The sequence below is a fragment of the Nocardioides montaniterrae genome (genome assembly GCF_054782655.1).
Window position 1 is genome coordinate 89,032 of record NZ_BAAGSB010000003.1, and the last position, 13,999, is coordinate 103,030.

Genomic DNA, 13,999 nt, shown 5'->3' on the forward strand with positions numbered 1-13,999 from the left:
TAGTGCGCATCACATTCGCAGCGACAGGGCGCGTGGGCTGGATTTACTTAGCCGATGTGAAATAAATTCGCTCGACGTGAGCAAACGGACCGACGTCGACAGTCCCCGCTACAAGTGGGTCGCACTGTCCAACACCACCCTCGGCATCCTGATCAGCACCATCAACTCCTCGATCGTGCTGATCTCGTTGCCGGCGATCTTCAAGGGCATCCACCTCGACCCGCTCGGTGCCGGCAACGTGAGCTACCTGCTCTGGATGATCATGGGCTTCCTGGTCGTCTCCGCGGTCCTGGTGGTGATGCTCGGTCGCCTCGGCGACATGTACGGCCGGGTGAAGATCTACAACCTCGGCTTCGTCGTCTTCACGATCTCCTCGATCCTGCTCTCGCTCGACCCGTTCACCGGCGGTCACGGAGCGATGTGGCTGATCGTCGGCCGCGTGCTCCAGGGTGTCGGCGGCTCGATGCTCTTCGCCAACTCGACCGCGATCCTGACCGACGCCTTCCCGCCCGAGAAGCGGGGCATGGCGCTGGGCGTCAACAACGTCGCCGCCGTCGCCGGGTCGTTCCTGGGTCTGATCATCGGTGGCGTCCTGTCGGAGATCGACTGGCGCCTGGTCTTCTGGGTCTCGGTCCCGATCGGTGTCGTCGGCACGATCTGGTCCTACCTGTCCCTGCACGAGACGGGCGTACGCCGGCACGGCAGCCTCGACCTGCCCGGCAACCTGTCCTTCGCGGTCGGCCTGACCTCGATCCTCGTCGCGATCACCTACGGCATCCAGCCGTACGGTGCGCACACGATGGGCTGGACGAACCCGTGGGTCCTGACCGGCCTGATCGGCGGGACGGTCGTGCTCGTGCTGTTCTGCTGGATCGAGACCCGCTCGGCCGACCCGATGTTCGCGATGAGCCTGTTCAAGATCCGGCCGTTCTGGGCCGGCAACCTGGCCGGACTGCTGTCGTCGATCGCCCGCGGTGGCATGCAGTTCATGCTGATCATCTGGCTGCAGGGCATCTGGCTGCCGCTGCACGGCTACTCCTACGAGTCGACGCCGCTCTGGGCGGGCATCTACATGCTCCCGCTGACCGTCGGCTTCCTCATCGCGGGCCCGCTGTCCGGCGTGCTCTCCGACCGCTTCGGCGCCCGTCTGTTCGCCACCGGCGGGATGATCCTGGCGGCCGCCACGTTCGTGGGCTTCCTGCTGATCCCCGCCAACTTCGCCTACGGCGTCTTCGCGACGCTGCTGCTGGTCAACGGCCTGGCGATGGGACTCTTCGCGGCCCCCAACGCCTCCGCGATCATGAACTCCGTCCCTGCCCACCAGCGCGGGGCTGCGTCCGGCATGCGCGGGACGTTCTTCAACGCCGGCTCGTCGCTGTCCATCGGCGTCTTCTTCTCGCTGATGATCGCCGGCCTCGCCTCCCAGCTGCCGTCGACGCTCACGGGCGGCCTGTCTGCCCACGGGGTCGCGGCGAAGGCCGCCGACGCGGCCGGCCAGATGCCGCCGGTCGCCTCGCTGTTCGCCTCGTTCCTGGGCTTCAACCCGATCCGGACGATCCTCGACCAGATCCAGGCGCACGGCATCTCGCTCGGTTCGCCGGACCTCTCCACCCTGACCGGCAAGCAGTTCTTCCCCGAGCTCATGTCGGATCCCTTCCACCACGGCCTGATCGTGGTCTTCGGCGCCGCCGCCGGCATGTGCCTGCTCGCCGCGCTCACCTCGTGGCTGGCCGGCGGCAAGTACGTCCATGCCGAGGAGCCGGTCGTCGGCGAGGCCGCGGTCAACATGGCACTCCCCGAGGAGGAGTGACGTGACCACCGACCAGGAGCGCGACGGCGATGTCGCCGCCGACCTGTACGTCGCGATGGTCCGGCTCCTGCGCGACCTCCGGCGCAGCGCCCCGAAGGAGGGCGTCGCCGCCAGCGGCCTGAGCGCGTTGTACGCGCTCTCGCGTCTCGGACCGTGCCGGGCCAGCGCGCTCGCGGAGTTCGAGGGGGTCAGTGCCGCCGCGGTCACCCGGATCGTCGACCGCGTCTGCGAGCTGGGGTACGCCGAGAGGTCGGCCGATCCCGACGACGGCCGCGCGGTCCTGGTCGGGCTCACGGCGGCCGGGCGCAAGGTCGTCGCTGCCGGCGCGGAGGCCCGGATCTCCGACGTACGCCGGCGCATCGGCACCCTGCCTGCCGTCGACCAGGCGCGCCTCGCCGAGCTGGCACCGCTGCTGCACCACCTCGTCGAGGGATAGGTCGAGGGATAGCTACTCGCTGGGACGCCGATCGAGCAGCAGCCGGATCAGGCCCCAGGCGACGAACGCCAGACCGAGGACCGCGGAGAACAGGCCGACCCCGACCAGGAAGTGCACCATCGCCGGCGTCGGGTGCCCGGGCTCGCGCATGCCGCGCGCCCAGGCCGTGATGCCGAGGCCGACGACCGTGTAGAAGATGCCGCGGAGCAGCCAGACCAACGGCGCCGTCGGGGGAGTCTCGGGGGCGAATCCGGCACCGCCTCCGGTCACCATCCGCGCTCGCGCCACTCCGCGAGGTGGGGCCGCTCGTCGCCCAGGACGCCGTCCTTGCCGTGGCCCGGGTAGAACCAGGTGTCGTCGGGGAAGCGGCCGAAGACCTTGTGCTCGACGTCGTCGATCAGGGTCGCGAACGCCGCCTTGTCGCCGAACGTCGCGCCGCAGCCTCCGGGGAACAGCGAGTCGCCGGTGAAGAGGTGCCAGGTGCCACCGTTCGCGGTGTCGTCGTGGGCCAGCGCGATCGAGCCGGGCGTGTGGCCGGTGATCCGGACGACCTCGAGCGTGCACCCGCCGACGGAGATCGTGTCGCCGTCCGCGACGCGCACCGACACCGGTACGCCGGTCTGCTCGGTGATCGCGTCGGCATCCGGCGCTCCGGCGTACGTCGTCGCGCCGGTCGCCTCGACCACGGCGGCGAGCGCCCGGTGGTGGTCCCAGTGCTGGTGGGTGGTGACCACGGCGGCGAGGCCGTCGCTGACGAGCGGCAGCAGCGTCTCGGCCTCGGCAGCAGCGTCGATGAGCAGCTGCTCGCCGGTCGCGTTGCAGCGCAGCAGGTAGGCGTTGTTGGCCATCTTCTCGTCGACGGCCACCTTGGTGATGGTCAGCCTCGCGAGCTCGCGTACGTCGGCCGGCCCGCCGACCGTCACGTCGCCGGTGTAGGTCATCGCCATGCGCCCAGCGTAGGCAGGGGGCGGGTGGACGTCAGCCCTTCGCCCGTGCCGCGACCGAGCAGCCACCAGGCGAGGTCGCCGGCGGAGCCGGCCACGCCGTGTCCGCCCTTGCCGACCAGGACGGTCCGGCCCAGGTCCTGGGCGTGCAACGTGAGCGAGACCTGCTCGCCGCGGTCCGCCGCGGCCGTCTCGAGGGCAGAGGCGGCGAAGGGGAGCGGCCAGTCGGCCGGCGTGTAGCCGAGACCGAGGTCGACCCGGTGGACCTCGACCTCGCGCCAGCGGGCCTCGACGATGGTCGGTGCGTCCATCACCGGCCCGCCGGGGATCCGCTCGACGCTCACGCCGACCTTCATCAGGCGAAGCTCGCCGGCCAGGCGCAGCGAGGCCATCTGGTTCTGCGCGCGCAGCTCGTCGGCCGACCCGGAGGAGCGCTCCTCCACCTCGGCGTTGCGCGACTGCTGGGAGTCGTAGACCGGGATCGGAGCGTCCGTCCGGGCGCCGCGCAGCGCCCGCGCGAGGCCGTGGGCGTTCAGGGCGACGTGGGCGACGACGTGGCCGCGGGTCCAGCCCGGGAGCAGCGACGGTTCGCGCAGCTGCTCGTCGGTCAGGTCCGCGAGCGAGGCGAGATAGCGGTCGGTGGCGTCCAGCAGGGCTTCGACGGAGTTCACGGCCCCATTCTCCCGCAGTCGTGATGTGGGTATGTCGGTGGCGCTCCGTAGGCTGGCCGGGTGCAGGATCAGCTCATCATCCGCGGCGCCCGAGAGCACAACCTCAAGGACGTCTCGATCGACCTTCCCCGCGACTCGCTCATCGTGTTCACGGGCCTCTCCGGCTCCGGCAAGTCGAGCCTGGCCTTCGACACCATCTTCGCGGAGGGCCAGCGTCGCTACGTCGAGTCGCTGTCGGCGTACGCCCGTCAGTTCCTCGGCCAGATGGACAAGCCGGACGTCGACTTCATCGAGGGCCTCAGCCCTGCGGTGAGCATCGACCAGAAGTCCACGAGCAAGAACCCGCGCTCCACGGTCGGCACCATCACCGAGGTCTACGACTACCTCCGCCTGCTCTACGCCCGCGCCGGCCGGGCCCACTGCCCGACCTGCGGTGCTCCGATCGAGCGCCAGACGCCGCAGCAGATCGTCGACCGGATCCTCGCGCTCGAGGAGGGGGCCCGCTTCCAGGTCCTCGCCCCGGTCGTCCGGGGCCGCAAGGGTGAGTACGTCGACCTCTTCCGCACCCTGCAGGCGCAGGGCTTCAGCCGCGCGCGGGTCGACGGCGAGACGCACAGCCTCGACGACCCGCCCACGCTCGACAAGAAGCTCAAGCACACCATCGAGGTCGTCGTCGACCGCCTCGCGGTGAAGGAGACCTCCAAGCGTCGCCTGACCGACTCCGTCGAGACCGCCCTCGGCCTGGCCGGCGGCCTGGTCCTCTTCGACTTCGTCGACTCCGGCGAGCAGCTGCGCTTCAGCGAGAAGATGGCCTGCCCCAACGAGCACCCCATCGACACCGACGACCTCGAGCCGCGCTCGTTCTCGTTCAACTCCCCGTTCGGCGCCTGCCCGACCTGCACCGGCCTCGGCACCCGCATGGAGGTCGACCCGGAGCTGGTCGTGCCCGACCCCACCGCGACGCTCGCCGAGGGCGCGCTCCAGCCGTGGAGCCACGCGCACGTCGCCGACTACTTCGGCAAGCTGCTGATCGCGCTCGGCGAGGAGCTCGGCTTCGACGTCGACACCCCCTGGCAGGACCTCCCGGCCAACGCGCAGAAGTCGATCCTCAACGGTCACTCGACCAAGGTCCACGTCGTCACCCGCAACCGCTACGGCCGCGAGCGCGCCTACTACGCCGAGTTCGAGGGCGTGCGCCGCTACGTCGAGCGGAGGCACCGTGAGGCCGAGAGCGACGTCAGCCGCGAGCGCATGGAGGGATTCATGCGCGAGGTGCCCTGCCCGGTCTGCAACGGCTCCCGCCTCAAGCCCGTCTCGATGTCGGTCACCCTCGGCTCCAAGGAGCAGGGCGGCAAGAACATCGCCGAGGTCTGCGCGCTGCCGATCAACGAGGCGGCCGACTACCTGCGCCACCTCGACCTGTCGTCGCGCGAGCGCCAGATCGGCGAGCGGGTCCTCAAGGAGATCCAGGAGCGGCTCAACTTCCTGCTCGACGTCGGCCTCGACTACCTCTCGCTCGACCGACCGAGCGGGAGCCTGTCCGGCGGCGAGGCCCAGCGCATCCGGCTCGCCACGCAGATCGGCGCAGGCCTGGTCGGCGTGCTCTACGTCCTCGACGAGCCCTCCATCGGCCTGCACCAGCGCGACAACCAGAAGCTGATCGAGACCCTGGTCCGGCTCAAGGAGCTCGGCAACACCCTCATCGTCGTCGAGCACGACGAGGACACCATCAAGGTCGCCGACTGGGTCGTCGACATCGGCCCGGGCGCCGGCGAGCACGGCGGCCAGGTCATCCACTCCGGGCCGGTCAAGGGCCTGCTCGAGCACCCCGACTCGATGACCGGGCAGTACCTGTCGGGGAGGCGCGAGATCGCCGTCCCCGCCGTACGCCGTCCCCGCACCATCGGCCGCGAGCTGAAGGTGATCGGCGCCAAGGAGCACAACCTGCAGAACGTGGACGTCGCCTTCCCGCTCGGCATGTTCGTCGCCATCACCGGCGTCTCCGGCTCCGGCAAGTCGACGCTGGTCAACGACATCCTCTACACCTCGCTGGCCAAGCAGATCTACGGCGCCCGCACGATCCCGGGTCGCCACCAGAAGATCACCGGCCTCGAGCACGTCGACAAGGTGATCCACGTCGACCAGGGCCCGATCGGCCGCACGCCGCGGTCCAACCCGGCGACCTACACCGGCGTCTTCGACCACGTCCGCAAGCTGTTCGCGCAGACGCCCGAGGCCAAGATGCGCGGCTACCTCCAGGGACGCTTCTCGTTCAACGTCAAGGGCGGCCGCTGCGAGGCGTGCTCCGGCGACGGCACGATCAAGATCGAGATGAACTTCCTGCCCGACGTCTACGTCCCGTGCGAGGTCTGCCACGGCGCCCGCTACAACCGCGAGACGCTCGAGGTGCACTACAAGGGCAAGACCATCGCCGACGTGCTGGACATGCCGATCGAGGAGGCCGCCGAGTTCTTCGCCGCGGTACCCGCGATCAGCCGCCACATGAAGACGCTCTGCGAGGTCGGTCTGGGCTACGTCCGGCTCGGGCAGCCTGCGACCACGCTGTCCGGCGGCGAGGCCCAGCGGGTCAAGCTCGCCACCGAGCTGCAGAAGCGGTCGACCGGCCGCACGGTCTACGTCCTCGACGAGCCGACGACAGGGCTGCACTTCGAGGACATCCGCAAGCTGCTCTCGGTCCTGCAGAGCCTGGTCGACAAGGGCAACACGGTGCTGACGATCGAGCACAACCTCGACGTCATCAAGACCGCCGACTGGCTGATCGACATGGGCCCCGAGGGCGGCTCGCGCGGCGGCCAGGTCGTCGCGCAGGGCACGCCCGAGGAGGTCGCGAAGGTCGCCGAGAGCTACACCGGCATGTTCCTCAAGCCGTTGCTCGACGGCCGCGAGGCCAAGCAGAGCAGGCCGGTCCGGGTCAAGGCCTGACCCCGCGCCCGCTCAGCCGGTTCACAGCCACGCGTTCTACGCTCCGCCCATGACGAACATCAGCAGGCGCCAGGCCCTCTGTGGCGTCGCGGCGCTCGGCGCCGGCGTACCTCTCCTCGCGGCGTGCGGCGGCGCGGGCTCTCCTGGGGACAGCGCCGCCCCACCGGCCGCCGGCACGCTCCTGGCCAAGAAGGCAGACGTCCCCGTCGGCAGCGGCATCGTGGTCACCGAGCACAACGTGATCGTGACCCAGCCGAAGGCGGGCACGTTCCAGGCCTACTCCAACATCTGCACCCACATGCAGTGCCCGATCACCGCTGTCGAGGGCGACCACGTCGAGTGCGGCTGTCACCACAGCCAGTTCTCGCTCGCCGACGGCTCGGTGCTCCAGGGACCGGCGACGGTCGCGCTTCCAGCGGTCGCCATCAAGGTCAAGGGCGACTCGATCCTCACGGCCTGAGCGTCGACTCCCGCCACGCGACGTCGCGCGGCGCGTGGCGACGGTCCAGCCGGCGGTCGAGCAGGTCCCGTGCCTCGGTCCAGCGCTCGGCGCGCAGGAGCGCGGCGATGCGCGCCTCCTCGATGATCTCCCGCTGGGCGTCGGACCCGCCGAGGCGCCACTGGTGGGCGTCGAGCAGTCCGAGTGCGTCGGCCGCCTCGGAGGCGTGACCGCGCGCGAGCCGGCCCAGCGCGGAGGCGAGGGGTGCGACGACCTCGCGGAACGTCGGGTGAGCGTGGACCGCCGCCCACGCCGTGATCCGGTCGAGCTCGTCGACGTCGCCGGCCGCGGTGAGCGCGGTCGCCACGTGCAGGGCCAGGAACGGCGTGGCCGGGCGTTCGATGGTCAGCGGGTTGGTCGTGGCGATGACGTCGCCGATGTCCGGGACCGCCTCGGCCGACGGCGTGAGCGCCCAGCGGAACAGGAGCGAGCCGCTGTCGACCAACGACCGGCAGCCCAGCGCGCCGGCGGGGTCGAGCTGGGCGTGGTAGCGCGTGCGCACCGCGTCGAGGTCGCCGAGCGAGAGCTCGTGCATGGCCGCGTGCCAGGAGAAGTGGGACAGCGACTCCGATGCCGATCCGTCGGCGAGCACCCACTCCGACATCCATCGCAGCCCACCGACGTGGTCGCCGGTCTCGTAGTGCGCGTGCGCCCGCGCGTGCGCGGAGTGCCCGGCACCCGGCTCGATCGCGAGCGAGGCGCACGACAGGCTCATCGCCTCGTCGAAGCGGCACTGCTCCTGGCGCATGAAGGCGAGCAGCCCGGCGTACCACCAGTCCTCGCCGTACGCCGGAGCGGCTTGCTCGACCAACGCCCAGGCCTGCTCGGGGACCTCGGTCGCGCCGGCGAAGGCGATCGTCGGCACGGCGATGGAGAGCAGCAACGAGTCGGCCGGGTGCTCGGTGACATGGCGGAGCAGGGGAGCGGTGTCGCCCTCGATGTAGCGGGTGAGCGCGTAGATGTGTGAGCGCTCGCGGTCGCTGCAGCGACCCGCGTGGATGCGCGCCCGCGCGAGCCGTGCGTCCACGTCCACCGGCGCCCCGAACTCGTGCCCCATCAGCGCCAGCACCGCGTGCCCGAGCGCGAAGGACGGGTCGTGCGCGATCGCCTCGGCGAAGTGGTCGAGCGCGCCGCGCTTGAGCCGCAGCACGTCCAGCAGGCCTTCGTTGTACGCCGCCGCTGCCACCGGCGTCGTCGACAGCCGGAGGCCGTAGCGATCGACGGGGTGCATGAAACCAAAGTAGACGACTGCACTTTGGATCACGCGCGATCGGGGGCGATGCGCGCCAGATATCCGATTCGGCCGCGCGACGGCGATGCGAGGCGGACACTCGAGTCATGCGCACCCCCCGCCACCTCGCTGCCCTGACCGCCACCACCGCACTGCTGGTGGCCGTACCCGTGGGAGCGATGGTCGCTCCGGCCCATGCGTCGGGCCGGTCCTGGACCACGATCGCGACGTACGGCGGCGCCAAGCACCAGGCGTGCAAGGAGCTGGTGAACAGCGGCGCGACCTGGCGGATCTACAACCGGCTCGTCAACGGCAACCAGGCACGGGTCGGCGCCGGGATGATCGTGCTCAAGAACAACGAGGAGACCTCGCGCGTGTGGGACTCCGGCCTGATCGCCAAGGGGCACACCTCCGACGTCGGCTCGGTGTCGATCCCGAAGGGCAACCCCGCCTTCACGCTGGTGCACAGCGAGCACGAGTCGCAGAGCGGCAACGGCGGGCCCGTGGGGATCGGCAGCATCGGCCGCTGCTGACCGCGCGCAGCCCATGGTCGGTGGCGATCCGTAGGGTTGGGCCGTGCCACTGATCAACCGCCCGAGGACCGGGGAGATCCCGACCGAGCCGGGTGTCTACAAGTGGCGCGACAAGACCGGCCGCGTGATCTACGTCGGCAAGGCGAAGAACCTCCGTGCACGGCTGACGTCGTACTTCCAGGACGTCGTCAACCTGCACCCCCGCACCGCCCAGATGGTGACGACCGCGGCGACGGTCGAGTGGACGGTCGTCAAGACCGAGGTCGAGGCGCTGCAGCTGGAGTACTCCTGGATCAAGGAGTTCGACCCGCGCTTCAACGTCAAGTACCGCGACGACAAGTCCTACCCCTGGCTCGCTGTGACGGTCGGCGAGGAGTTCCCGCGGGTGATGGTGGGACGCGGCGCCAAGCGCAAGGGGACTCGCTACTTCGGTCCCTACAGCCATGCCTGGGCGATCCGCGAGACGGTCGACATCCTGCTGCGGGTCTTCCCGATGCGCTCGTGCAGCAACGGCGTCTTCAAGCGCTCCGGCCAGATCGGCCGCCCCTGCCTGCTGGGCTACATCGACAAGTGCTCGGCGCCCTGCGTCGGCCAGATCAGCGCCGAGGAGCACCGCGCGATCGTCGAGGACTTCTGCGAGTTCATGGCGGGACGCACGACCGCGTTCACCCGCCGCATCGAGAAGGAGATGTACGCCGCCTCCGACGCCCTCGACTTCGAGAAGGCGGCCCGCCTTCGTGACGACCTCGGTGCGATGCACAAGGCGCTGGAGAAGCAGGCCGTGGTGCTCGGTGACGGTGCCGACGCCGACGTCATCGCCCTGGCGGAGGACCCGCTCGAGGTGGCCGTCCAGGTCTTCCACGTCCGGGGCGGCCGGATCCGCGGCCAGCGCGGCTGGGTCGCCGACCGCACCGACGAGGGCGGCACGGCCGAGCTGGTCGAGATGTTCCTGCTCCAGCTCTACGGCGGCGTCTCGGCCGACGAGGCCCGGGACGCGGTGCCGCGCGAGATCCTGGTGCCGGCCCTGCCGCCCGACCTGGCGACCTTCGAGGAGCTGCTCAGCGACCGACGGGGGAGCCGGGTCGACATCCGGGTGCCCCAGCGCGGCGACAAGAAGAACCTCCAGGAGACCGTCCAGCGCAACGCCAAGGAGTCCCTGGCGGTGCACAAGACCAAGCGCGCCAGCGACCTGACGACCCGCAACCTGGCGCTGGCCGAGATCGCGGAGGCGCTCGAGCTCGACGAGGCCCCGCTGCGGATCGAGTGCTACGACGTCTCCCACCTCCAGGGCACCGAGATCGTCGCCTCGATGGTGGTCTTCGAGGACGGCCTGTCCCGCAAGGGCGAGTACCGCCGCTTCGTGATCAAGGACCAGGAGGGCTCCGACGACGTGAAGGCCATGCACGAGGTCATCACCCGGCGGTTCAAGCGACTCCTGGACGAGCAGGCCAACTCCGAGCTCCGCGCGGGCGACGGGGCCCAGGGTCCGATGCTGGTCGACCCCGACACCGGCCGCCCGCGCAAGTTCGCCTACGCGCCGGGGCTGGTCGTCGTCGACGGTGGCGCGCCCCAGGTCGCGGCCGCCCAGCGGGCGCTCGACGAGCTCGGCATCGACGACATCCCGGTCTGCGGGCTGGCCAAGCGGCTCGAGGAGGTGTGGCTGCCCGGCGAGGAGGACCCCGTGATCCTGCCGCGCAGCAGCGAGGGCCTCTACCTCCTGCAGCGCGTCCGCGACGAGGCCCACCGGTTCGCGATCACCCACCACCGCAACCGGCGTACCTCCTCGATGGTGGAGTCCGTGCTGGACGACGTACCCGGCCTCGGAGAGGTACGCCGACGCACCCTGCTGCGCCACTTCGGCTCGCTGAAGAAGCTCCGCACCGCGTCGGTCGAGGAGCTGGCCACCGTGCCCGGGATCGGCCCGTCGACGGCGACCGCCATCAAGGACGCGCTGGCGCTGGACGACGCCAAGCGCTCGGCGACGCGCAAGAATGGCGCCCATGACTGAGGGACAGCTGGTCGTCGTCACCGGCATGACCGGTGCCGGCCGGAGCACGGCCGCCAAGGAGCTCGAGGACCTCGGCTTCTACGTCGTCGACAACCTGCCGCCGAGCCTGGTGCCCGACGTCGTACGTCTCGTCGACGCCGACCAGGGTCCGCTCCAGCCGATCGCGGTGGTGGTCGACGTACGTTCCGGCTCGTTCTTCCAGGGGCTGGCGAACACGCTGGCCCAGGGCGTCGCCGGACGCGCGACCACGTTGCTCTTCCTCGACGCAGGCGACGAGGTCCTGGTCCGCCGCCAGGAGGCCGTACGCCGCCCGCACCCGCTCCAGCAGGGCGGCCGGCTGCTCGACGGGCTGGAGCGCGAGCGCGTCGCGCTGGCCGACCTGCGCGCCGAGGCCGACCTCGTGATCGACACCAGCAGCCTCAACGTGCACCAGCTGACCGCGCGGATCGCTGACGCGTTCGGCAGCCCCGACGCGACCCGGCTGCGGGTCACGGTGATCAGCTTCGGCTTCAAGTACGGCATCCCGGTCGACGCCGACTACGTCGCCGACATGCGCTTCCTGCCGAACCCGCACTGGGTCCCCGAGCTGCGCAACCACACCGGGCGCGACGCCGACGTCTCGGAGTTCGTGCGCTCCCAGCCGGGCGCCGAGGAGTTCCTGACCGGTTACGTGCCGGTGCTGGCCGGCGTCGCCGAGGGCTACGCCCGCGAGGGCAAGCGGTTCATGCGCGTGGCCATAGGCTGCACCGGCGGCAAGCACCGGAGCGTCGCGATGAGCGAGGAGATCGCCAGCCGGCTGACCGATCTCGGGTTCGCCGCCCGCGCGCTCCACCGCGACCTCGGGCGGGAGTGAGGTGACCCCGATCCCGCCCGGCGATCGCGCCCAGGCGGTCGTCGCCCTCGGCGGCGGCCACGGCCTGCACGCCTCCCTCAGTGCCCTGCGCCACCTGGTCGACGACCTCACCGTCGACGAGCTGACCGCGATCGTGACGGTCGCCGACAACGGTGGCTCCTCGGGGCGCCTGCGCGACCAGTTCGGCGTGCTCCCTCCCGGTGACCTCCGGATGGCGCTCGCCGCCCTCTGTGGTGACGACGGCTGGGGCGACACCTGGGCCCGCGTCCTGCAGCACCGCTTCACCGGTGACGGCGACCTCGGCGGCCACGTCGTCGGCAACGTCCTCATCGCCGGCCTCTGGGACCTTCTCGGCGATCACGTCGACGCGCTCGACATGGTCGGCAAGCTGCTCGGTGCCAAGGGCCGGGTGCTCCCGATGGCGCTCGAGCCGATGGACATCACTGCCGAGGTGCGGGGCCTGGTGCCGGGTCATCCCGACGCGCTGGTCGCGGTGCGCGGCCAGGTCGAGGTCGCCACGACCGACGGCGTGATCGACTCGGTCGCGCTCGTCCCGACCGACCCCGAGGTCAGCCCGGCGGTCGTCGCCGCGATCGAGGAGGCCGACTGGATCGTGCTCGGCCCGGGCTCCTGGTTCACCTCGGTGATCCCGCACCTGCTGGTGCCGCAGCTGCGCGAGGCGCTGGCTCGCACTGACGCCCGGTTGGTCGTGGTGCTCAACCTCGCCGAGCAGCCGGGGGAGACCGGCGGCTTCGGACCGGCCGACCACCTCGGCGTACTCCTCGAGCATGCGCCGGACCTCCATGTCCACACCGTCATCGCCGACCGCGGCAGCCTCGAGGGTGACCATCTCGAGGAGCTCGAGCACTGCGTCGCCGCCCACGACGCGAGGCTGCTCCTGGCCGACGTCGCCGTCGGCGACGGCACCCCGCGCCACGACCCGCGGCTCCTCGCCGAGGTGTACGCCGAGGTCTTCGCCACCCCGTGAGTCCAGGCCGCCGACGTGGGCCGGAGGGTCGTTGACGCGCGTGAGAGGGTTGTGGCCATGGCGATGACCGCTCAGGTGAAGGCAGAGCTCGCGGCGATCCCCGTGACGAAGGCATGCTGCCGGAAGGCGGAGGTGGCCTCGACGCTGCGCTTCGCGGGTGGGCTGCACATCGTCGGTGGCCGGATCGTGGTCGAGGCCGAGCTGGACACCGGTTCCGCCGCTCGCCGGCTGCGCAAGGACATCGCCGAGATCTTCGGGCAGAGCTCCGACGTCGTGATGGTCCAGGGCAACGGCCTGCGCAAGGGCAGCCGCTACATCGTGCGGGTGGTGCGTGACGGCGAGGCGCTCGCGCGTCAGACCGGGCTGCTCGACCAGCGCGGTCGTCCCGTTCGCGGCCTGCCGCCGGCGGTCGTCTCCGGCGGCGCCTGTGACGCCGTCGCTGCGTGGCGTGGCGCGTTCCTGGCCCATGGCTCCCTGACCGAGCCGGGTCGCTCGTCCTCGCTGGAGGTCACCTGCCCCGGCTCCGAGGCCGCCCTCGCCCTGGTCGGTGTCTCGCGCCGGCTGGGCATCCAGGCCAAGGCCCGCGAGGTCCGTGGGGTGGATCGCGTCGTGATCCGCGACGGCGACGCCATCGGCCAGCTGCTCACGCGCCTCGGCGCCCACGAGACGCTGATGGCCTGGGAGGAGCGCCGCATGCGCCGCGAGGTGCGCGCGACGGCCAACCGCCTGGCCAACTTCGACGACGCCAACCTGCGTCGCTCGGCCCGCGCTGCGGTCACCGCCGGCGCCCGCGTCGAGCGCGCCATGGAGATCCTCGGCGACGAGGTCCCCGACCACCTCAAGATGGCCGGTGAGCTGCGGCTGCAGCACAAGAACGCCTCGCTCGAGGAGCTCGGCCAGCTGCACGAGCCGGTGCTCACCAAGGACGCGATCGCGGGTCGCATCCGCCGGCTGCTGGCGATGGCCGACAAGCGCGCCGAGGAGCTCGGCGTACCCGACACCGAGGCGTCGCTGACGCCGGAGATGCTCGCCGAGGGCTGATCCGAGACACCCTTATGCGTTCCTGAAACTCAAAAGATGAGA

Annotated in this window: 13 protein-coding genes; 9 read left to right on the forward strand and 4 right to left on the reverse strand. The window is 70.9% G+C overall.

Annotated features, from left to right (window positions below; genetic code table 11):
* The first annotated feature begins 76 nt into the window (after positions 1-76).
* A complete protein-coding gene (locus ACYVJ3_RS06600; RefSeq protein WP_460851853.1) occupies positions 77-1,810 on the forward strand; it encodes an MFS transporter in 1,734 nt (577 codons plus the stop codon).
* 1 nt (position 1,811) lies between these two features.
* On the forward strand, positions 1,812-2,246 hold the full coding sequence (locus tag ACYVJ3_RS06605; RefSeq protein ID WP_460851855.1) for a MarR family winged helix-turn-helix transcriptional regulator: 435 nt from the start codon (positions 1,812-1,814) through the stop codon (positions 2,244-2,246).
* 12 nt (positions 2,247-2,258) lie between these two features.
* Here the strand turns inward: ACYVJ3_RS06605 and ACYVJ3_RS06610 are convergent, their stop codons facing one another.
* The 3 genes from ACYVJ3_RS06610 to ACYVJ3_RS06620 are packed head-to-tail and all read right to left on the reverse strand — an operon-like array spanning position 2,259 to position 3,861.
* Positions 2,259-2,519 (reverse strand): hypothetical protein, encoded by a 261-nt coding sequence (locus ACYVJ3_RS06610; protein WP_460851857.1) that lies wholly within the window; start codon positions 2,517-2,519, stop codon positions 2,259-2,261.
* Positions 2,513-3,187, reverse strand: coding sequence for an MBL fold metallo-hydrolase (locus ACYVJ3_RS06615; RefSeq protein ID WP_460852244.1), 675 nt, complete (start codon positions 3,185-3,187; stop codon positions 2,513-2,515). Before ACYVJ3_RS06615 ends, ACYVJ3_RS06610 begins: the two co-directional genes overlap by 7 nt.
* Positions 3,184-3,861, reverse strand: a complete 678-nt coding sequence (locus ACYVJ3_RS06620) for a maleylpyruvate isomerase family mycothiol-dependent enzyme (protein WP_460851859.1) — start codon at positions 3,859-3,861, stop codon at positions 3,184-3,186. The genes ACYVJ3_RS06615 and ACYVJ3_RS06620 overlap by 4 nt, the downstream gene beginning before the upstream one ends.
* 60 nt (positions 3,862-3,921) lie before the next feature.
* Between ACYVJ3_RS06620 and uvrA the strand changes: the two genes are divergently transcribed.
* Positions 3,922-6,804 (forward strand): excinuclease ABC subunit UvrA, encoded by a 2,883-nt coding sequence (uvrA, locus tag ACYVJ3_RS06625; protein ID WP_460851861.1) that lies wholly within the window; start codon positions 3,922-3,924, stop codon positions 6,802-6,804.
* A 49-nt stretch (positions 6,805-6,853) separates the two neighbouring features.
* The gene (locus tag ACYVJ3_RS06630; protein WP_460851862.1) at positions 6,854-7,264 is read left to right on the forward strand and encodes a Rieske (2Fe-2S) protein; all 411 of its coding nucleotides are present in this window, start codon (positions 6,854-6,856) and stop codon (positions 7,262-7,264) included.
* On the opposite strand, the gene ACYVJ3_RS06635 is transcribed toward ACYVJ3_RS06630, so the two are convergent.
* Positions 7,254-8,534: a tetratricopeptide repeat protein gene (locus tag ACYVJ3_RS06635; RefSeq protein ID WP_460851863.1), complete on the reverse strand. Its 1,281-nt coding sequence runs from the start codon at positions 8,532-8,534 to the stop codon at positions 7,254-7,256. The genes ACYVJ3_RS06630 and ACYVJ3_RS06635 overlap by 11 nt on opposite strands.
* 107 nt (positions 8,535-8,641) lie before the next feature.
* Here ACYVJ3_RS06635 and ACYVJ3_RS06640 point away from each other — a divergent pair, with 107 nt between their 5' ends.
* The 5 genes from ACYVJ3_RS06640 to whiA are packed head-to-tail and all read left to right on the forward strand — an operon-like array spanning position 8,642 to position 13,957.
* A complete protein-coding gene (locus tag ACYVJ3_RS06640; protein WP_460851865.1) occupies positions 8,642-9,067 on the forward strand; it encodes a hypothetical protein in 426 nt (141 codons plus the stop codon).
* 43 nt (positions 9,068-9,110) lie between these two features.
* Positions 9,111-11,075, forward strand: a complete 1,965-nt coding sequence (gene uvrC / locus ACYVJ3_RS06645; protein WP_460851866.1) for an excinuclease ABC subunit UvrC — start codon at positions 9,111-9,113, stop codon at positions 11,073-11,075.
* Positions 11,068-11,928 (forward strand): RNase adapter RapZ, encoded by an 861-nt coding sequence (rapZ, locus tag ACYVJ3_RS06650; protein WP_460851868.1) that lies wholly within the window; start codon positions 11,068-11,070, stop codon positions 11,926-11,928. The genes uvrC and rapZ overlap by 8 nt, the downstream gene beginning before the upstream one ends.
* Position 11,929: 1 nt before the next feature.
* Entirely contained in the window at positions 11,930-12,916 is a 987-nt protein-coding gene (locus ACYVJ3_RS06655) for a gluconeogenesis factor YvcK family protein (protein ID WP_460851869.1), read from the forward strand.
* 57 nt (positions 12,917-12,973) lie between these two features.
* On the forward strand, positions 12,974-13,957 hold the full coding sequence (gene whiA, locus ACYVJ3_RS06660; RefSeq protein WP_460851870.1) for a DNA-binding protein WhiA: 984 nt from the start codon (positions 12,974-12,976) through the stop codon (positions 13,955-13,957).
* Positions 13,958-13,999: the final 42 nt, after the last annotated feature.